At 44.1% G+C, this 20587-nt stretch carries 16 protein-coding genes, 3 tRNA genes and 2 pseudogenes; 15 read left to right on the forward strand and 6 right to left on the reverse strand.

The features are described 5' to 3' along the window. The first annotated feature begins 39 nt into the window (after positions 1 to 39). The 4 genes from WAK81_RS09430 to WAK81_RS09445 all read left to right on the forward strand — a co-directional run bounded on the left by WAK81_RS09430 (position 40) and on the right by WAK81_RS09445 (position 920). Positions 40 to 115: transfer RNA gene (locus tag WAK81_RS09430), tRNA-Val, on the forward strand. Positions 116 to 127: 12 nt separating this feature from the next. Continuing rightward, a tRNA-Asp gene (locus tag WAK81_RS09435) sits at positions 128 to 204 on the forward strand. A 106-nt stretch (positions 205 to 310) separates the two neighbouring features. Continuing rightward, positions 311 to 386: transfer RNA gene (locus WAK81_RS09440), tRNA-Val, on the forward strand. 72 nt (positions 387 to 458) lie between these two features. Then, complete coding sequence (locus WAK81_RS09445; protein WP_005104048.1) at positions 459 to 920, forward strand: DUF2750 domain-containing protein; 462 nt, start codon at positions 459 to 461, stop codon at positions 918 to 920. 25 nt (positions 921 to 945) lie between these two features. On the opposite strand, the gene WAK81_RS09450 is transcribed toward WAK81_RS09445, so the two are convergent. The 4 genes and pseudogenes from WAK81_RS09450 to yccS form a co-directional block, all read right to left on the reverse strand. Next, positions 946 to 1740, reverse strand: coding sequence for a YdcF family protein (locus WAK81_RS09450; RefSeq protein ID WP_422196613.1), 795 nt, complete (start codon positions 1738 to 1740; stop codon positions 946 to 948). Between the two features lie 99 nt (positions 1741 to 1839). After that, positions 1840 to 4455, reverse strand: coding sequence for a PepSY domain-containing protein (locus WAK81_RS09455; protein ID WP_422196614.1), 2616 nt, complete (start codon positions 4453 to 4455; stop codon positions 1840 to 1842). 169 nt (positions 4456 to 4624) lie between these two features. After that, the gene (locus WAK81_RS09460; protein WP_004280696.1) at positions 4625 to 5185 is read right to left on the reverse strand and encodes a YcxB family protein; all 561 of its coding nucleotides are present in this window, start codon (positions 5183 to 5185) and stop codon (positions 4625 to 4627) included. An 85-nt stretch (positions 5186 to 5270) separates the two neighbouring features. Beyond that, positions 5271 to 7446, reverse strand: a pseudogene (gene yccS / locus WAK81_RS09465) (YccS family putative transporter). Between the two features lie 138 nt (positions 7447 to 7584). Between yccS and WAK81_RS09470 the strand changes: the two are divergent. Next, positions 7585 to 8802 (forward strand): multidrug effflux MFS transporter, encoded by a 1218-nt coding sequence (locus WAK81_RS09470; protein ID WP_422196615.1) that lies wholly within the window; start codon positions 7585 to 7587, stop codon positions 8800 to 8802. A gap of 77 nt (positions 8803 to 8879) precedes the next feature. On the opposite strand, the gene WAK81_RS09475 is transcribed toward WAK81_RS09470, so the two are convergent. Next, entirely contained in the window at positions 8880 to 9587 is a 708-nt protein-coding gene (locus tag WAK81_RS09475) for a nitroreductase (RefSeq protein WP_422196616.1), read from the reverse strand. Positions 9588 to 10489: 902 nt separating this feature from the next. Here WAK81_RS09475 and gltS point away from each other — a divergent pair. From gltS to WAK81_RS09490, 3 genes and pseudogenes are all read left to right on the forward strand, one after another. Then, entirely contained in the window at positions 10490 to 11728 is a 1239-nt protein-coding gene (gene gltS / locus WAK81_RS09480) for a sodium/glutamate symporter (protein ID WP_422196617.1), read from the forward strand. 43 nt (positions 11729 to 11771) lie between these two features. Further along, a complete protein-coding gene (locus WAK81_RS09485) occupies positions 11772 to 12023 on the forward strand; it encodes a hypothetical protein (protein WP_422196618.1) in 252 nt (83 codons plus the stop codon). Between the two features lie 55 nt (positions 12024 to 12078). Next, positions 12079 to 13244, forward strand: a pseudogene (locus WAK81_RS09490) (alanine/glycine:cation symporter family protein). Between the two features lie 55 nt (positions 13245 to 13299). Here WAK81_RS09490 and chrA read toward each other — a convergent pair. Next, positions 13300 to 14505 carry a chromate efflux transporter gene (chrA, locus tag WAK81_RS09495; protein WP_422196619.1) on the reverse strand — a complete coding sequence of 402 codons (1206 nt, stop codon included), beginning with the start codon at positions 14503 to 14505 and terminating at the stop codon, positions 13300 to 13302. A 124-nt stretch (positions 14506 to 14629) separates the two neighbouring features. On the opposite strand from chrA, the gene WAK81_RS09500 reads away from it, so the two are divergent. The 7 genes from WAK81_RS09500 (at position 14630) to WAK81_RS09530 (ending at position 20543) form a co-directional block, all read left to right on the forward strand. After that, complete coding sequence (locus WAK81_RS09500; RefSeq protein ID WP_422196620.1) at positions 14630 to 15634, forward strand: patatin-like phospholipase family protein; 1005 nt, start codon at positions 14630 to 14632, stop codon at positions 15632 to 15634. A gap of 346 nt (positions 15635 to 15980) precedes the next feature. Continuing rightward, positions 15981 to 16157 carry a hypothetical protein gene (locus WAK81_RS09505; RefSeq protein WP_422196621.1) on the forward strand — a complete coding sequence of 59 codons (177 nt, stop codon included), beginning with the start codon at positions 15981 to 15983 and terminating at the stop codon, positions 16155 to 16157. A gap of 287 nt (positions 16158 to 16444) precedes the next feature. Then, a complete protein-coding gene (locus WAK81_RS09510; protein WP_004280680.1) occupies positions 16445 to 16966 on the forward strand; it encodes an acyl-CoA thioesterase in 522 nt (173 codons plus the stop codon). Between the two features lie 151 nt (positions 16967 to 17117). Next, positions 17118 to 17681, forward strand: coding sequence for a TetR/AcrR family transcriptional regulator (locus WAK81_RS09515; protein ID WP_422196622.1), 564 nt, complete (start codon positions 17118 to 17120; stop codon positions 17679 to 17681). 40 nt (positions 17682 to 17721) lie between these two features. Further along, a complete protein-coding gene (locus tag WAK81_RS09520) occupies positions 17722 to 18921 on the forward strand; it encodes an MFS transporter (RefSeq protein WP_422196623.1) in 1200 nt (399 codons plus the stop codon). A 1-nt stretch (position 18922) separates the two neighbouring features. Next, the gene (locus WAK81_RS09525) at positions 18923 to 19816 is read left to right on the forward strand and encodes a LysR substrate-binding domain-containing protein (protein ID WP_422196624.1); all 894 of its coding nucleotides are present in this window, start codon (positions 18923 to 18925) and stop codon (positions 19814 to 19816) included. Between the two features lie 133 nt (positions 19817 to 19949). After that, complete coding sequence (locus WAK81_RS09530) at positions 19950 to 20543, forward strand: glutathione S-transferase family protein (protein ID WP_422196625.1); 594 nt, start codon at positions 19950 to 19952, stop codon at positions 20541 to 20543. Positions 20544 to 20587 lie beyond the last annotated feature (44 nt).

The raw sequence follows: 20587 nt of genomic DNA on the forward strand, positions 1-20587 counted from the left end.
GCCTGAATTTAATAAACTAAAGATTGACAATCTTTATCAGGGCGCTTAGCTCAGTTGGTAGAGCGTCTGCCTTACAAGCAGAATGTCGGCGGTTCGATCCCGTCAGCGCCCACCAGATTCTTACGATGCAGCGGTAGTTCAGTTGGTTAGAATACCGGCCTGTCACGCCGGGGGTCGCGGGTTCGAGCCCCGTCCGCTGCGCCATCCTAAGATGAGAAGCTTGGATTCCTGAGATCTGAGTTTTCAAGATACCAAGACAACATTCCTTGTTGGTCTTGCGTCATTAAAAACAACACTGTTGTTTTTCTCAGGGCGCTTAGCTCAGTTGGTAGAGCGTCTGCCTTACAAGCAGAATGTCGGCGGTTCGATCCCGTCAGCGCCCACCATATCTTCTTGCTTCAACTCTATTTATTCCTTAGAATCTGATTCTATTATAATAATATTAAGATTTCACAACCATGAGAAATCCCTATCAGCGCAAAGCCGCGACCAAATCCCAAAAAACTGCTTTCGATCCTCAACAGCTTTATAAGCAATATATTGAAGCCATTGTTGCCAATGCTGGTATTTTTGCACTCTACCAAGATGGCTGGGCCTTATGTGCCACGCCTACCGGACAACGCGCATTTGCCTGCTGGCAAAGTAAAGGTCTGGCTCGACTGCTGATTAAAGATAATTGGGCAAATTATGAGATTCAGGAAATTGGTCTCAAGGATTTTGTAGAGAAAGTCATTCCCTTTTTACGTCAGGAAAGTACTATTGTTTCGCTTGATCTGACCCCGGAAGGGCAGAATATTCTGGTGGCACCCGAAAAATTATTACTTGATATCAAAAATTATTTGTATCAGATCTATGTGCAAAAGCCGGAACTGTTCAAAAATCCGGATATGCCTTTGCCTAGGCAGATCCGTTTAAATTAAATTTATTGTTTTTAAAGCAGCTTGTTTATTGGAACAATGAATATTCATTCAGTAGCCAGCCACTAATCAAAGCAAAATATTCGCGTAGCCACGAATTATAGCGAACATTCTGAGGTGTGCTGGCACTCAGACTAATCACTTGCTGATAGCCCTGATGTCTGGCAATGGCACGGGCACGAGGGCTATGAAAATCGCTGGTGACAATCGCGATGGGCTCATTTCGATCAATATGCTGCTGTTTTAAGATTGCCTGAGAATATTGCAGGTTCTGTTGGGTACTTCTGCTTTGATCTTCTAAGCTAATGGGGTTATTGAGCTGTGGATAGTTGGTATGGATATAACTTTGCATGACTTCAGCTTCGCTCTGTCTCTCCCAGAAATTTCGTCCACCGGTCATAATAATTAAAGTATTCGGATATCGCTCTGCATATTTTGCTGCGGTATCCAGACGATTTTTTAAGATGGGTGAGGGCTGACCCTGATTAATACCACTACCTAATACTAAAATCGCTGCAGCAGGTCGTGCCTGAATATTCGAGTTGATTGATATTTGGATATAAGCGAAGAAAGCCGCGACACTGATTATCCAGAATAAAAATCCGCCCCAGAGACTGTTCCAGAACAAGGTTCTGAATCGGGAATTCTGTTTCCAGCGCTGAATAGATGAAAAAAACAAGGCATACAGGATGAGTGCCACCCCAATGAGGATCGACAGGGCAATAGCAAAATGCCTCTGACCTTGGCTTAGTAAGCAGACGCTATTGATACATAGGATCAAGCCACAGATCAGGCTGAGACTTCGTTTTAGTTGATTGAGCATCTAGGGTTCCTTTTTTTCTTATTCATATTCTTATTATTGCTTTTGTATCTTCAATAAAAACCGGGCTATTGAGCCCGGTTTTTAGCATATCAGGTTATCTTAATATACATCACGGCGATAACGTCCATCCAGACGTAATTGATCTAGCGTTGTTTCACCGAGAATCTCAGTCAGGGCCTGATCAACATCGCTGGCCATACCATTGATGCTACCGCAGACATAAATCACCGCACCTTGGGCAATCCAGGCTTTCAGTTCTTCAGCCTGTTCGCGCAATTTGTGATGTACATAGACTTTTTCCTGCTGGTCGCGCGAGAATGCGAGATCGAGACGTTTCAGGATTCCCATTTGCAGCCAGGCCTGAATGGTTTCTTCAAAGAAGAAGTCGTGTTCACGCTGACGTTCACCGAAAATCAGCCAGTTCTGGCTATAATCCTGACGGTTACGCGCACTGAGCAGGCTCAATAATCCGGCAATACCGGTACCATTACCAATACAGATAATCGGGCGGTTGTCATCAATCAGATGAAAAGATTCATTTCTGCGAATACGCAGGGCAATTGGCGCATTGAGAGCCACATGCTGGGTCAGCCAGCCTGAACCCAATCCCAGATTACCATTATCATCGGTTTGCTGACGTACGACCAGACGCAAAACTTGTTGGCTTGGAATACTGGCAATGGAGTATTCACGTGTTGCCAAAGTTGGTAATTGCGTGAGGAGCTGATCCAGAGAATCAAAAGGTTCAGCTTGAGTCAGATCACGATCCCAGAGTGCTTGTTTAATATTCTGTTGCATAGAAGGTACTTGTGTACCCGCTGCAATCTGGTGCTTTTGCATAAATGCATCAATACGTTCTTGGCTATTCCCTGGTTGAACCTCGGCAATATCACCTGCTTGCCAGACGGCTTCATGCTCAGAAGTCAGTTCGATATTGAAGGCAGGTGCGCCCAGACTCCCCGGATTCAGCAGTTCACGTTTACTCAAACTCCAGTGATCAAAGGTCTTATCGATACTCATCGCTTGTAGCTCAAGTCGAGTCACTTGTGCCAGTGCAGTATTCCATTGCTGGATATGCTCGTTATTGGCATTGTCCACTTCAATCGTATTGAATAGCTGCTGGGCACCATTTTGCTTTAACCATTGATCAATACGGTGACCAAAACTGCAATAGCTGTCCGGATATTCCTGAGAACCTAAGGCCAATACCGCATAACTTAAATGACTGAGATCAGCTTGAGCAGACAGAATTTTTTTCTCAAAAGAAGAAGCCAGATCCGGTGCTTCGCCCGTGCCATAAGTACTGGCAACAAATAATACCTGTTCGGTTTGCTGTAAATCGGCTAGCGTCAGTTGTTGTACCGGCTTGATTGTTACGGGTTGACGCGCTTCCTGCAGGGCAGTTGCTGTACGCCAAGCCAGCTGCTCAGAAACCCCTGTTTGTGAGGCATAAGCAATGAGCCACCGTTTGGTATTTTCATCGACATTCACTCCAGTCGCACCCTGACGTGCTGCCAGCGTTAAGCGTTTCTGTTTGCGACGTTTCAGATAGAGCATCCAGCCTGTCACAAAGAACAACGGCATCAACAAGGCTGCGACCATGGCAAAGAACTGGTAGATCGGGCCGAAGAAGCTGCCACGATGCACCGGTAACATGCTGCTCATGATCTTTTCATTGAGCTTTTTATCTTCATATAGCTCGACTTCGGTAAATTCAGCTGTCTGGTAATTATAAGTAGCACTGTTTCGTGCACGTTCGTGCTGGGCCACCGGGTCAACAAAGCTCAGCTGCATTTCGCCGTCCGGTTTTTTCGGAAGATTAAACGTTACTGTAGAATATTTATCTGAAAATTCCGTGTTAAAGCCAATCCAGCTCTGGTCTAGCGCACGGGCAGTAGCTTCAGGGCCTTCACCACGCGAACCGCGTTCGCCATCCTGACGGCCTTCGCTTCGTGCTTCACCTTCGGCACGCGGACTACGTTCGCCGCCTTGACGTCCTTCACCACGGTTGTTGCCGGCATTGGCCTGCATTTCCGGTTGTGGGCGTTCCACACCCAGCACCTTAAACATGCCGTTGCGCCACCAGTCATAAGACCAGTACAGACCGGTACAGGCCAGAATCAGGTAGAAAATCACTACCCAGGTCCCAACAACAGCATGCAGATCCCAGATAAAATTACGGCCTTTCAGCTGAGGTTTTACAAAGAACCATTGCTTGATCGAATGACGTTTCGGCCAGCGCAGGTACAGACCTGACAAGACGAAAAAGATCAGCATCAGGGTACAGGCACCGGTAATCTGCTTACCCACTGGGCCAACCGTCAAATTACGATGCAGTTGCTGAACAAACTGGAAAAATTCCCGACCCTTAATCTCTGGCAAGATTTCTGCAGTATACGGGTTGATCATGATGTTCTGACCACGCCGTGCCCCTTCTTTGGCGACATTCACGGTACTCGAAGCACTTGGATCTTGTGCTACGGTAATACTGTTGATCTTCATGTCAGGCGCAGTACGGTTAAAGTGCTGATACAGCTCGGCAGGCGTGAGTTTGTCACGTTGCTGAACCTGAACCGTATAACTGTCGCTATTCATCCATTTTAATATTTGTTGTTCATAGGAATAGATTGCGCCAGTGACCCCCATCAAAGAGAGGATTAAACCTGCTGTAATCCCCAGAAACCAGTGGATTTGGAAAAATGTCTTTTTAAACATGGTCGTCAGATTAAGGGTGAGATCTATAAAAGTGGCAAAATTATAACTGAAGTTTAAGCCCGAATTATAGGTGTTGAGGATAATATTTATTCTCATTATCATTTATTGTTTTGAGATTAAAAAAACCTCCATGCCGGGGCAGGAGGTTTTTCACTGAAGAAAGAACAGTTTAGATTTGTTTTGCTGCGCCGACTTCTGCTTCCAGATGCTTGCGAATCGTGGCGAAAGAGAAGTTTTTGCTGTCCAGACGTTTCGGCAGGATATACGCACCTTGCTGGCCTTTTACTTTGAAATTGACCAACATGAATTCTGGTGTGTTGTACCATTCATAGATGTCTTTCCAGCTAATCGCGCCAACACCTTCTTGCATACCCATTTTCTGGCGCATCACGATGCCATGCGGTTGCACGCCCAGGCGAACACCTTTGATTTCCTGTACCGGAAATTCATTCATCTTGCGTTTAACATACCATTCCAGACCAAAGGTACGGATCAGGTAATACAACACCACACAGACAATGGCCACCCAGCAGAACACGGTAGAATAGTTCTTCAGGAGCAGAATGCCCAGAATAGAAAGTGCAACAACAGCACCCATGATCAGCCATGCTTTCATGCCAATTTTATTGGTACTACGCCAGATCACCAGCTGAGCATGACGCTGCTCGGCTTCTGAAATTTCATAGTTCACAGGCTGTAGGGTATAAGCGTATAAATTTTTCGCGGTCATAGTGAAATTAGCAGATTTTAAACTGTAAAAAGTTTAGCACTAATTGTACCAATTCAGTGAGTATATTGTTCCAAAATCAGCCAAATTATAATGAACCTAATTCAGTTGCCTGTTCATCACGCTCATGACTCAAACTTTGTTTCAGTTGGCTCAACTGCTTTAAAATGCTGAACATTAAAGACAGCTGCTGCAAAATGATCAGGGATTTCTGATCTTGCTCCTGATCTTGAACCAAGCGCTGTCGAATATGGGCAATCATGTTTTGCGCACTTAAATCGGGCATTTCATCTCGTATCAATGCACCACGAATGTTCTCAAGTGCTTTGTCCAGTAAATTCAGAATGTCCTGATCTTTAATTTTTTCCCGGTGTGCGCCCAGCGCAGCAATATAACTGATAAAAGTATTGATTCAGACACAGGAACTCAAAGGCCAGCGATTTTTGAACCGGATCAATATCCGGTTCAGTGGCCAGGGTTGAAATCAGTGAGGCTACTTCGGCATCGGTATTATGGGCAGCACGGCGCACAATCCGATATTTCAGGCCATTATTACGTCCTGACTTATACTGCTCGATCACTTCACTCAAATAATCCGCTTCTGCCTGCAAGCTGCGTTTAATACTGCGCGGCAAACGTCGGAACTTCCAGTCCGGAAAAATAAAGCTGACACCGAACCAGGCAATCGCACAGCCAATCAGGGTGTCAATCATACGCGGAATGGCTGCGGCATAGCCCATACCGTCCAGATTGAAGTTGATCAGGGCTAAAATTGTGATAAAGGCGGTGGCCTGTGCATACTGTTTACTGCGCAATTCAAAGAACAGAATCCCACTAAGTACCAGAAGTAATAATTGTCCTTCGATGGACGGCACAAAATACAGAATGGCATAACCGAGAATAATACCGACCAACGTACCGACAATACGCAGACGTAAACGCCGTTTGGTGGCGTTAAAGTTCGGCTGGCTGACAAAGAGTGCGGTCAATAAAATCCAGTAACCATATTCAATATTGCTGACCTGTACGAAGATATAGCTGATCAACAGCACGATTGACAGGCGAATAGCATGCCGGAACAGCACCGACTCGGGTGTCAAATGCTGCTTAATTCGAATCTTGATGTCATCCCAGCCTTTCAGGTCATCATCTCTGAGCTGGTTTTCGATATGTTTGAAACGCTCGGACTTGATACTTTGCTCGGTTTCCAGGTTGCGTAACTGGGCATCAATCGATTTCAGGTTTTGAAACAGTGCAAACAGGGCGCTGATCCAGACCTGATCATAATGCTGCTCATGACGTAACTTATCCAGAGACTGTCTCAGGTTATCAAAGGCATGCTTAAAGCGCTGGTTATGCACATAGGGTTTGCGCATTAGCAAACTTTCACTCAGGTCCTTACAGGCTTTGCCCTGAATTGACATGATGCGCTGGAAGCGGAACAGGATATCGCTATGCTGGAAAATCTTGGCCAGTTTCTGATAATCAATATGTGCTGAATCGGCACGTTCATGAATATCCTGCGCGACAAAATAATATTGCAGGCTGCGACGGGTATCTTTTTGCCCACGGTCGCCTTTCAGGCGAGTCAAAAGGGCAGTTTTCATCTCATTAAAAATCGCAATCAGTTTGCCGTTTTCAAGCGAGAGTTCAATCATGCTCTGCTGATAGCTTTTCGGGGTCATGTCCACATCAAACAGATTGGACTTGGCATATAAAAAGTCACCGAGAGCAGAATAGGAAATGGCAAGCTTGTCTTGCGCCAACCGGGCAGGGAAAGTCAGGAAACTGAGTGTCGACAGCAGACCGTACCACATCGCTCCGATGACCAATAAACCAGCTTGTTTATACCATTCATCAAACAGCTCGACCCCAAGCATGGAATAAACGGAAATCACCAGACAGCCATAGGAAATCGTGGCATAGCGCCTGCCAAGTGACCCGAGCAAAATCAGGGCAATACAGGACACAATTAAGGCCAAGGCAAACAGCAGCGGATAGGGATAGAGCAGATATACACCCACTGCGGTAATAAAGAAGCCAATATAGGTGTAGAGCAGATTTAAAATCCGCACCGAAAAGCGGTCATCAATATCGCTTAAACCGGCTGCGACCACGCCTAAAGTCAGTGGAATCGTCATCAATTGTTGTCCCATAAAATAGGGAACAAAGGCGGTACCTGCAAATGCCGTCATCATGCGCAGGTTATACATCAAGGTCGTATTATAGGTGGTTTGCTTGAGACGAGTGAGCCAAGATTTCAAAGGTCGTCCTTTATACTGCAGTCTTAGAGCTGAATCTGAATAGGCTAATGAAAATAGTATATTTATAAATCTTCATTTCAGCCTAAATCATACTATGCACTGTGTTAATTTGTCTGCATATTAGCGCTTTAAATCTTCATGCTTATGACATCAAATAAAATAGTACAACAACCTTATGCCATGTCCTGGATTGTTTTGCTGGCGACCCTAAGCGCACTCGGGCCTTTATCTATCGATATGTATCTTTCGGCCTTACCGGCCATGGCAGCAGATTTTGGTGTCAGTACCCAAATGGTTTCCAATAGCCTGCCGGCTTATTTCTTCGGTCTGGCGATCGGGCAACTGATTTATGGACCGATCAGTGACCGGATTGGGCGTAAACCACCGCTGTATTTTGGACTGTGCTTATACATTGTGGCAAGTTTACTGTGTGTCTTTGCGCAGGATGAATGGAGCCTGATCGCTGCACGGACTCTGCAAGCCCTCGGTGGCTGTGTCGGGGTGGTCATGGCACGTGCTGCAATTCGGGATCGCCTGGATATGCATTCAGCAGCTCAGGCTTTTGCCAGCATGATGATTGTGACCGCGATCGCGCCAATCATTGCTCCGAGTCTGGGTGCCTGGGTATTGATGTTTTATGAATGGAACATGATCTTCTTGGTGCTGATGGGCTGCGGTCTGTTGAGTCTGGCCTGTGTACATTTTCTATTTAAAGAAACCTTGGAGCCAGAACGCCGTCTCAAACTGAACTTTCAACAGGTATTGAGTTTGTACCGGTGCATTTTTCAGGATCCAAGCTTTCGACGCCCGCTCTATGCCGGCTGTTTTTCCGGTGCGGTGATGTTCTGTTATATCAGCGCTTCTTCTGCCATTCTGATGGATCGTTATCAGCTGACCGAGCAGCAGTTTGCTTATGCCTTTGGTGCCAATGCTTTCGGCATCATGCTGTTTTCGACCTTGAATAAACGTCTGGCTGGGCGTTTCTCAATATTGCAGCGCCTGAAAATCGGCACCTGTCTGCAGTTTGCCGGTGTATTAGGGTTAACATTACTGGGCTGTCTGGACGTAAATTCTGTGTTCTGGGTGTTGCTGGGCATGTTTATTGTGGTGGCAGCCATCGGGTTTACTGGTCCGAATGCCATGGCTTTGGCAATGGCTGAACAGGGCGAGCGGGCAGGAACTGCCAGTGCGATTATGGGCAGTATGCAATTTGTTTGTGGTTTATTGGGCGGCGTATTACTGAATTTTATGCTCTGGCATGCTTTACTGAATATGGCATTGATCATGCTGGTTTTTGTTACTATTTCTGCTTGGAAAATTTTTAAAATAAAGATGCCCGGCCTAAAAAATGCATAAATGCTGGCTGTTCTCTTAGGTAATAAAAATACTGGTCTGAACAGAGGGCTAAGTCAATTGACTTAGCCCTGCTTGCATCACTCATCGATAAACACGGCAAATTCTTCTACGGGAATACGCGGGGTAATAAAGCTGTTAACAATCTGCTCTGGATCGGCATAGCCCAGTGCCATACCGCAGACCAGCTCTTCATCATCAGGTGCGCCGACCAGATCAAGCACGATTGGATGAAAGTGATTCCAGGCTGCCTGCGGGCAAGTGTCCAGACCGCGGGCTTTTGCTGCCAGCATGACATTCTGGATCATCATGGAAACATCCATTTTGGAACCAATGGCCAAAGAACGATGTACGGTAAAGAACAGGCCGACAGGTGCATCAAATAATTCAAAATTACGCAGCTGCTGACGCGCCATTTTTTCCTTTTCGCCTTTTTGAATATTCAGCAAGCCATATAAACCCCAGCCATTTTCACGACGACGTTCAATAAATGGCGAAATCCATTGTTCAGGATAGTAGGCAAAGGTTTCCTGATACTGTTTAGACAGTTCAGGATTTACATAGATTTGCATTTGTGCCTGACAGACACGTTGTACGATTTCATCGCGCTTTTTGCCTGTTACCACATAAACTTTCCAGGGTTGGGTATTGGTTCCTGAAGGTGCGCGGCTGGCCACCGTCAAAATCTCTTTTAAGGTGTCTGTACTAACGGAGGTATTTAAAAAAGCACGCACTGAATGGCGAGAAGTGATGGTGTGATCTACAGCATGAACAAGATTTTGATCCATTATGGGGTCCAGTCAAATATCCTTATTGAGTTTGTAATGACTATAAACTAAACAAACAGAACGGGGGATAGGAAAATTTAATTCTTCGCCAGCTGAAAAAAACAATTTGTCATCAAAATGACTTAAGCACTAAAACTTGGTATTTTTTCAGGTGAGCTTAAATCGCCTAAGTAATAGCAATGGATTTAGTAATAAAGATTGTCTTTGATTTAAAAAATAGCTTAAAACCCAAGTGCTTGAACCATTTAACAATAACAATTTCACACAGAGAACTGGTTTATTTTGACTGAAAATCAAGATAATTTAATTTCAAGATCCCTGTTTCCTTCCGTGTCGAGTAAAAGATTAATATTTTTTTTGAATTAAAATATAGATTAATCTTCATATAAAAATGAGAAGTTATAATTATTTTTTATAGGTAAATTAACTATTGCTAATAAAAAGAAATAAAACTTGATACAAAGAAACAGCATAATGTACGACTTTTCATCTTAATTCATGCATTTCGTGATTAAGATCTGTTTTAAATAACGCGATTCCAGATGGCTTGAATGAAGTCTTTAGGTTGAAAGCACTCATCAAGCACTGAATGTTTTTTTGAGCTTAAAACACAGTTTTTTTACCAGCATGCGCGTCTGTTTGAAAATTGTCTGCAATTTTACAACAGACTGAGTATCGGAATAGAAAAGGTGTTGCTTTTATAAATCTCTCATTTGTTGAATATGATCGTGATGATGATATTCATAAGTTTGAAAGAGATGATAAATCGGTTTGTTTTTCTAAAGGTGATAGATCAAATCAGGATATTTCCAGATGAACATCTAATGAGAGAGCTAGAGATCTAGCGCACTCCATGACTTTTAGAAAAATAAAAAATTCAAAATCATCTTGGGCAAAAAATTATGGATTTTACTTTTAACGCATTTTATACCTTAATTGCCGCAGTCATTGTTTTGTTACTCGGCCGATTCCTGGTTAATAAAATCGATTTTTTAAGACGTTACAATATTCCTGAGCCGGTTGCAGGCGGTTTGGTTGCGGCGATCATCTCATTACTGGTGCATTCATTGTGGGGATATAGCATCACCACCAGTGCAGAATTACAAACCAGTTTTATGCTGATTTTCTTTGCTTCGATTGGTCTGAGTGCCAACTTTTCCAAGTTGCGTGAAGGCGGGATCGGTCTGGTTATTTTCCTGTTTGCTGTTTCGGCTTTCATTATTTTGCAAAATGCGGTCGGCATAAGTCTGGCAACATTACTGGGTATTGACCCGTTGATTGGCCTGATTGCCGGTTCGATTACCTTAACCGGTGGTCATGGTACTGCAGGCGCATGGGGTGAAATTCTAGAAGTCGAACATGGTATTCAAGGTGCGCTGGCACTGGGTATGGCAAGTGCGACCTTTGGTTTGATTATCGGCGGTATTATTGGCGGACCTTTGGCCAAATTACTGATCAATCGTCATAACCTGGCTACTGCACGTACCGATCAGCAAATTGAAACGCGTGACAATACGCCAATGGACAGCACCACCAGCGAATATGTACCGTTTGAATATCCGCATCAGGTGCGTTTAATTACCGCTGATAATGCAATCACGACCTTGGGTCTATTTGCAGGCTGTTTGGCTTTTGCAGAGTTTATGACGGGTTTCAGTAAAGGTACTGCATTTGAACTGCCAACATTTGTGTGGGCATTGGCGGGTGGTGTCATCCTGCGTAATGTACTGGAAGGTGTTTTCAAAGTTCAAATCTTTGATCGTGCGATTGATGTGTTCGGTAATGCTTCATTGTCGCTGTACTTGGCGATGGCGTTGTTATCTTTGAAATTATGGCAATTGGCTGACCTTGCAGGACCATTGATGGTAATTCTGGGTGCACAGACTATCACCATGGCTTTGTATGCCGGTTTTGTAACTTTCCGCCTGATGGGCAAGAACTATGATGCTGCGGTACTTGCAGCGGGTCACTGTGGTTTTGGTATGGGTGCAACACCGACAGCGGTTGCCAATATGCAGGCGATTACCAATATGTATGGTGCGTCGCATAAGGCCTTCCTGATCGTTCCATTATGTGGTGCGTTCTTTGTTGACCTAATCAATGCCACTGTTATTCAAATGATCTTGAAGTTCTTTGTATAATTTAGACCTGATACGATGAGTCATAAGCTCATAAGGATGTGACATGAATGATCAGTTAAATGAAACCTTACTCGGCTGGATTAATGCCCTGAATGGCCCTTTATGGGACTTTCTAGTGGTGTTTCTGGTCGCAGTTGGTATTTTCTATACAATCATGACGGGTGCAGTACAAATTCGTTTGTTCTGGCACAGCATGAAAGTAATGAAAGGCAGCCGTGGCAAGGTTCAGGATGCGCACGGCATTACCCCGTTTCAGGCTTTTGTGACTGGTCTTGCAAGCCGGGTCGGGGTGTAATGTCGCCGGTGTGGCGATTGCCATTGCGATTGGTGGGCCGGGCGCGGTGTTCTGGATGTGGGTTACTGCATTTCTGGGTATGAGCTCTGCTTTGGTGGAATCCTCATTGGCGCAATTGTTTAAGGTGCGCGATCATAAAAACCAGCAATTCCGTGGTGGCCCTGCGTATTACATTACTCAGGGTCTAAAACAGAAATGGCTCGGGATTGTCTTTGCAATTGCATTGATCACGACCTATGGCTTTGTGTTTAATGCGGTTCAGGCCAATGCCATTACCGGTGCAACGTCACACGCATGGGGCTGGGATCAGGCCAATATCATTTTGCCTTTAGGCGGATTGGATTTTGAAGTTTCCTGGATTGGACTAGTCTTAGTATTGATTACAACCACAATCATTTTTGGCGGTATTAAACGTATTGCCAAAGTGGCAGAAAAGGTAGTGCCCTTTATGGCGCTGCTGTATCTGGCGGTGGCTTTGTATATTGCGGTCATCAATTACGATCTGCTCCCATCCATCTTCCAGCTTATTTTCAGTAAAGCCTTTGAGTTTGAAGCCGCTGCTGGTGGTTTCTTTGGTGCCATGGTGTCTATGGCCATGATGATGGGCATCAAGCGTGGTTTGTTCTCTAACGAGGCAGGGATGGGGTCGGCACCGAATGCTGCTGCACCTCCGATGTCAAACATCCCGTGAACCAGGGGCTGGTACAGATGCTCGGGGTATTTGTAGATACCTTTGTGGTGTGTTCATGTACTGCAATTATTATTCTGGTTTCGGGTCTGTATGAAAATGCAGGCTTTGAAGGCGTGACCTTGACCCAGATGGCGCTTGAAAGCCAGATTGGGGCCTGGGGCGACGACTTCCTAGCTTTGATTCTTTTCCTGTTTGCCTATTCTTCGATTATCGGTAACTATGCCTATGCCGAAGGAAACGTCCAGTTCATCAATAACAATAGCCGGGTTATGTTGATTTTCCGCTTATTTGTATTGGTCATGGTGTATTTCGGTTCCATCGCCAGCGTGCCATTGATCTGGAATATGGCGGATCTGTTCATGGGCGTGATGGCAAGTATCAACCTGATCGCAATCCTGTTGCTGATGCCATTCCTGCTGATGCTACTCAAAGACTATACCGGTCAGCTGAAGCGTGGTGTGAAAGAACCTGAATTTAAACTGGATAATCATCCTAAGTTTAAAGACAAAGTTAAATCAGATATCTGGTAAGACTTGAAGCAAACAGCCCCGATCATTCGGGGCTTTTTTTGTGCCAAAGTTTTATTTAGAAGAAATTTAAATAACTTTGATAAAGCACAAAGCCCAAAATCAGGCTGAACCAGACTGGTAGTTTTGAGCGTAGTAGAGCAATCATCACTGCGACAAAGACCAGATCAGAACCATAGCTAAAATAGCGTTGTGAAAGATCCAGCAATAAATATAGTAACAAACCCACCACTGCAGCATTGATGCCCATTACCGCCTGATGAATATGGCGCTGTTGCATTAACCATGACCAGTAAGGCAAGGTGGCAAAAATCAGAAAAAATGAAGGTAAAAAGATTGCACAGGTCGCTAGCACTGCATTCAGCCAGACATAAGGCGTCCAAGGCAGCAAAGCACCGATATAACTGGCAAAACTGAATAAAGGCCCTGGCATCAGCTGGGCAAATGCGTAGCCCAGATCAAAAGATTGGGCACTCACCAAACTAGTCGTGACAAAATCCTGATGTAACAAAGGCAGAATCACATGACCACCACCAAATACCAATGAACCGGTTTGATAGAAATTGGCAAAAAATTGCAGCTCCGATTCACCCCATAATTTGTCCGCTAAGGGCAGCAGCACAAATGGCAAGATAAATGCCAGTAACCAATAGGGTGCAGTGGCAGATCGAATATACGGCGAGCTGATTGCCGTTTTGTTAATTTCTTTGGGTTTCAAATCTGATCGAAAAAAATGTCCTGCCAAAAGTCCACAGATTGCGCCCAGCATAATCACCAGAATCTGATTAAAACTCACTGAAATGACTATCAGTAATGCGACAGAGAGGATTAAGACAGTGTATTGCCAGGCCGTTTTACAGAAGCTTCTCAGCATTTGCCAGAAAGCCCAGGCGATTACAGAAAATACAATTAACTGGATGGTATGAAAGCTATTTGAGTTTAAAATATGAAAATAGCTTTGACCCAATAGCGCCACCAAGGTCATCAGAATGACCGAGGGCAGGGTAAAACCCAGCCATGCGATCACGGCACCAATATAGCCCCGTTGCAGATAACCGATCGACAGCCCCACCTGACTGCTGCTCGGCCCGGGTAAAAGTTGCGCCAAAGCGACCAGCTGACTGTATTGGGTGTCATTCAGCCATTGCAGCTGGGTCACAAATTTTCGGTGAAAAAACACCAGATGCGCTGCCGGACCGCCAAATGAAATGCAGCCCAGTTGCAGGAAAATCAGGAAAATCCGGTATAGTGAGGTTGAAGGCATATTGTTATGGAGAAAAATGAAGATAAAGTAGCTGAACTGTATGACCGTTTTACGAAATTCTACAGACTATTTATGCATGTGTTTATACACTATGCTGCTTTAGATTAATGAGGACATTCTCTGCATGCAGAAATATGTGTTGAGTATGGTGATACTGGGTACATTTGGCCTAAGTGCTTGCCAAACGACCCCAATGACAGCCCAAGCGGCGACCAGTCATCTGCAACCTGCTGCACAACGCGGAGAAGCTCAGGCACGTCCGAATCAAATTGATTTTCAAAAGATCAAGCAAACCCAACAGCGTCCAGTAGTTGCTTTAGTTCTGGGCAGTGGCGGTGCGCGTGGTTATGCACATATTGGTGCGCTGGAAGTACTGGAGCAGGCGGGTATTCAACCAGATTTTATTGTCGGAACCAGTGCGGGCAGTATTGTTGGATCTATTTATGCGAGTGGCAAACCGGCAATTGAACTGCGCAATATTGCTCTCAGTATGCGACCGAATGATGTCCGTGATATCAAACTGGCCAGAAAAGGCTTTTTTGATGGCAAGAAAGTTGAAGACTATGTCAATTTACAGGTCGATCAAACCTCGCTTGAAGCCATGAAAATCCCGATGTTTGTGGTAGCAACCGCGCTGAAAGAAGGCAAGAAAGTCGTCTTTAACTATGGCAATACCGGACAGGCGGTACGTGCTTCAGTCTCGATTCCGAGTATGTTCATTCCGACCATCATTCAAGGTAAAGAATATGTAGATGGTGGTTTGGTCAGTCCGGTGCCGGTCGATGTGGCACGTGAGTTGGGAGCCGATATTGTGATTGCGGTGGATATTCTGGCACAGCCTATTCACACGGAAACCACCAATGTCTGGGGACTGTTTAATCAGAATATCAATATTATGCAGCAACATCTGGCGCATGAAGAATTAAAGCATGCAGATGTGGTGATTCAGCCGAATTTACGCGAAAAAGGTCATATCTTTGATGTGCGTGGCAGGGAACTCACCATGCAGGCTGGTGCCGAGGCGACCCAGTTAAAGTTGATGGAAATTTCACAAGTCTACCAAAAACATGATTATGCTCAAGGACATCGGATTCCACAGTTTGTGGTACATGAACATCACGCTCAATAAATCTTTTTTTGAATTTTCTGTTTATTCCTATATCGCAGAACCGTGGTATAGGGATATTCAATCAAGAGAATGAAAGATCATCGGCTGTAACGCTTAACTGATTGTTATAAAAGATAAGATGATTGCTTATGTCTATCAGTTGGTCGGAATTATCGCAAAAGATAAAATTAATTTTAAATATAACAAATTGAATTATAAATATATTATTTTAAATAATAAGCCTTATTCGTCCTAAATTAAAATTTTAATATTATTATTCGTATACTTAAGTTGATCAAATATTCAAAAGCATCGATGTTCATGCCAGAATGGAGTTTGAAAAGATCACTGCACAGATGTAGACATCATGACGCATATTAAAATTGGACAGCAGGTCAAACTGGCACAATTCGAACACTATATTTTTACAGTGACCGCGACCCATCAGGATGGTTCTTTTACCGTTGAAACCATCTTAGATGGTCAACAAATTTTAAGTTATCAGAAGGTGGCACAGGAAATGCTCAGGCCTGTGATGCTTTAAATCACGGAGAGTCTTTTTATTTTCCTGAATTATTTTTGTTCAGAGCTTAGAACAGTGAAAAATTCTCAGTTGCTATGTGATCAGCCCCAGATAAATAAGTGTTGATTTATTGGCACTTAACTTTCTAACTGAGATTTTAAGCAATTAAATATATTTTTTTCTGTATGAATACATTTTCTATATCAATAATTGTGATGCTTCATTTGCCGAATTGAACATTTTATTCATGTTAAAAAAGTTATAATAATAAGCGATAACCTTGTCATTCAAAGAGTTCAAAGAAAACGATGGCCCCTTTAGATCAAATTGCAGCAGTGTCGGATGACCAGTCAGAGTTAACGATGTCAGTTCTCATGACGCCAGATATGGCAAATTTTTCAGGAAATGTTCATGGTGGAACCATTCTGAAATTATTGGATCAGGTGGCGTATGCGTGTGCAAGTCGCTATTCGGGCAGTTATGTTGTGACCTTATCTGTAGACAAGGTGAATTTTAAAGAGCCGATTCACGTCGGTGAACTGGTTACATTCCTGGCCAGTGTGAATCATGTTGGCCGTACCTCGATGGAAATCGGGATTCGTGTAGAAGCCCAGAATATTCAAAAGAGAACGGTACGTCATACCAATAGCTGCTATTTCACCATGGTAGCGGTGGATGAAAATGGTAAACCAAAACAGATTCCAGCTTTGAACCTGGACAATGACTGGAAACGTTGCCGTTTTGAAGCAGCGGAACAGCGTAAAGTCGCGCGTTTGCAAGAAAATCATCATCCTTCATGCAGTATTTATAAAAAGACTGCACAGAGCTAAGTTAAATCGTGATTGAGAAAAGACCTTCCTTAGAAGGTCTTTTTTTTTGATTCAATTTCAGTTTTTCACTGGAGCTTTGCCATTTTTTACTCTAATATAAAACGATACGTATCGTTTCGATTTTTAGATCTTAAAAGTCAAGTAGAAAAATATGAGCAGTGACGAAAAAAGTTCCCGGCGACAGCAGTGCATTTTACAGGCGGTCGCAGATGCGCTGGCAGAATGTGAATATCATCAGCTGACCATTGAAGATGTGGCTGCACGTGCCGGCGTCGGCAAGTCCACGATTTATCGCTGGTGGAAACATAAATCGGAACTGGTACTAGACACCTTCAAGCAACATACGGCTTCGGTATTTGAGCTAGATGCCTCTAAAAGCCTGAAAAGCAATCTTATTCAACAACTCGGTTCTTTATCTCAAGCGCTGAATCATCCGGTGGGGCGGGCTTTGCTGGTAGTGATTGCCAATCACCGCGAACTGGCAGGGGAGTTCTTTCAGCAATATCTCTTGCCACGTCGGCAACAGACCCATCAACTGATTCAGCAAGCGATTGAACAGGGAGAAATTCGCGCGGATTATCCTTTTGATTTGATGCTGGATACATTATATGGCCCGATTCATTACCAGATTATTTTTTTCAACCGGATTCCAGATGAACACTATATCCAGAATCTGGTCGAGTTGGCCTTACATCCCGTCACTGTTCAAGCCTGAGTTTGTGCTATTTCCCTACAAATTTTAAAAGTTGGTGATTATGTCAGTTAGCGCTGAGCGGTTATGGAATCGCTCATTTATCTTGTGCTTATTCAATAATTTTTTCCTGTTCGTTTATTACTTTGCCTTATTGACCATCTTGCCGATTTACATCATGAAAGATCTGGGCGGTTCGGTAAAAGAAGCGGGTCTGGCGCTGACGCTATTTTTGGCCTCTTCGATTGCGATTCGGCCATTTTCCGGCATGATCATCGAAAAGCTCGGCAAGAAAATCTCGATGCGCGGCGCAGGCGTGATTTTTGCCTTATTTGCCTTTAGTTATTTGCTGGTAGATAGCATGTGGTCGCTGTTGCTGGTGCGTTTTTTACATGGCATCTGGTTCAGTATTCTGACCACGGTGGCAGTACCTGTCGCTAATGAATTTATTCCTGAACAGCGCAAAGGTGAGGGTATGGGTTATTTTGTCATGTCGACCAATCTGGGTGTGGTGTTTGGCCCGTTGCTGGCGTTGACCGTAATTCAGTTCACCAGCTTCAAGGTCTTATTTGGCATTCTTGCCGTTATTATTTCTTTGGGATTAATCTTCTGTTGGATGCTGAAAATCACAGAGTTACCAAAACGTGAAACCATAAGCACAGAGAAAACCAGCTTGAGCTTACAGGATGTTCTGGAAGTCAAAGTTCTGGCGGTGAGTTTCGTGGCTTTATTAACCGCTTTTGCCTACTCGGGCATCATGAGTTTTATTACTGCATTTAGTGAAACCAAGCAGCTTTTGGCCTATACCAGCGTATTCTTTATTGTCTTTGCAGCATCCATGTTGTTGGTCAGACCTTGGGTCGGGAAGATTTATGACCGTAAGGGACCCAGTGCGGTTATTTATCCTTCATTTGTTTTCTTTGCCATTGGTCTGGTGATTGTTAGCCTGATTTCCAATCAATGGATATTATGGTTGTCGGCGGTGTTTATTGGCATCGGTTATGGTTCACTGTTCCCATGTTTACAGACCTTGGCCATTCAGTCGGTCGACAAGCAGCGTATGGGACATGCGATTTCAACCTTCTTTACTCTGTTTGATCTGGGTTTGGCGATCGGTTCCGTGGCCATGGGGATATTGATAGCCTATTGGGGCTTTGAAACCACCTATGTTTTGAGTGCTGTACTCGTCATTGTGACGATATTAGTTTATCGTCAGTATGTTGCCAAAAAGCAAAATAAGCGCCCGGCAAGTTTGGAGTTATAAAATGGAATTAAGACATTTACGTTATTTCGTTACGGTGGCGCAGGAACTGAACTTTACCCGTGCCGCGGAAAAATTAAATACGGTACAGCCTTCATTGAGCCAGCAAATCAAGGATCTGGAGCGTGAGGTTGGTGTACAGTTGCTGGAGCGGAATAACCGTAAGGTCGGGCTAACTGAAGCCGGACAGGCGTTTTTAAAAGAAGCTTTGCTCAGTCTTGAGCATGCAGAGCGCGCCATTCAGACTGCCAGACAGATCGCCAATGCACAGCAGGACCAGCTGAATATCGGTTTTGTCCCGGTCGCGGAAATGAAAGTCTTTCCTTATATCATGCCGAATATCCGCGCACATTTTCCTGAACTGAAAGCACAGTTTCATAGTCTGACCGATGCAGAGCAGTTTAGTGCTTTAAGAAATGGACAGATTGACATTGCCTTTACCCGTTATCCGGGGCAGTTAAGTGAGTTTGATTCGATCCGCATTTTTGATGAGCCTTTAACCCTGATCGTGCCGAAAGATTCTCCAGCTGCGGCCTTGCCCTATGTCAGTATCAAGAGTTTTGAAAATCAGGACTTTGTGATTAGTGATGAGCAGTCCTCACCGCAACTGCATAAGCTGATTCAGGAATTTTTTAAGCAGTCCAAATTAAAGGTAAATGTGGTGCAGTATTCCACCAATATCCTGCTCAATGTCAATCTGGTAGGGATGGGTGTGGGCTGGAGTCTGGTGCCGGCCTATGTGATTCCATTGCTCGGCGATAATATTGTGGTGAAAAAGACCCTGGAACCGTTGCCGATGATTGGACTGTATGCCAATTATCGCAAGGATCAAAAACATGTGGTGATTGATCTGATTTTGAAAGTATTAAAAGAAAAGTTTTGTGTGGATCTTTTTTAATATTTACACACCTTTAATCTGCCCATCTAAAAAGCCGTGCAACAGAAATGATCTGTAGCACATCCTTTTAAATCGGGACACCAAATCGCTTTATACTGAACCTCTAACAATAAAAACTGGTTAAAGCAGGATGATGAAGCTCTATAACAATCCGCAATCACGTGGCCTGACCTTATTGCCTTTGCTGAAAGAATTGCAGATTGAAGATCAGATTGAGCAGGTGGAAGTCGCCTATGAGCATATGCATCAGCAGGCGTATACACAGATGAATCCGATGGGGAAAGTTCCTTGTCTGGTGGATCAGGAGATCGTTATTTCAGAAATGGCCGCCATTATTGTCTATCTCGCTGATAAGTATCGTGACAGAGGATTAGCACCTGCTTTGGATGATCCCAAGCGTGGGGCGTATTTGAAATGGATATTTTTCTGTCATGGGCCCTTCACCGAATATATCGATATAAAAAATTTGCAGGTGTCGCCAGAAAATATTGAAAAGAACCGAAGAAGTTTAAGTTTTGGGAATGAAGCAGCCGTATTTAATTTTCTGAAACAGGGCATCGGGCAGGTCAGTCCCTATCTGTTGGGTGAAAAAGTCTCGGCGGCGGATCTCTATGTGGCTTACTGTTTGATCTTTGCGATCTCTGCGAAAATTTTACCGCCATTTGACGAGTTTAGATCCTTTCTACAGCAGATGGCCTCTCGTGATTCCCTGAAAGATATCCCGTAGTTTCAAGAGTGCCGAGTCTAATTCCTCGGTCTATATATTGTCCG

Source organism: Acinetobacter sp. (genome assembly GCF_049284435.1).
Taxonomy (GTDB): domain Bacteria; phylum Pseudomonadota; class Gammaproteobacteria; order Pseudomonadales; family Moraxellaceae; genus Acinetobacter.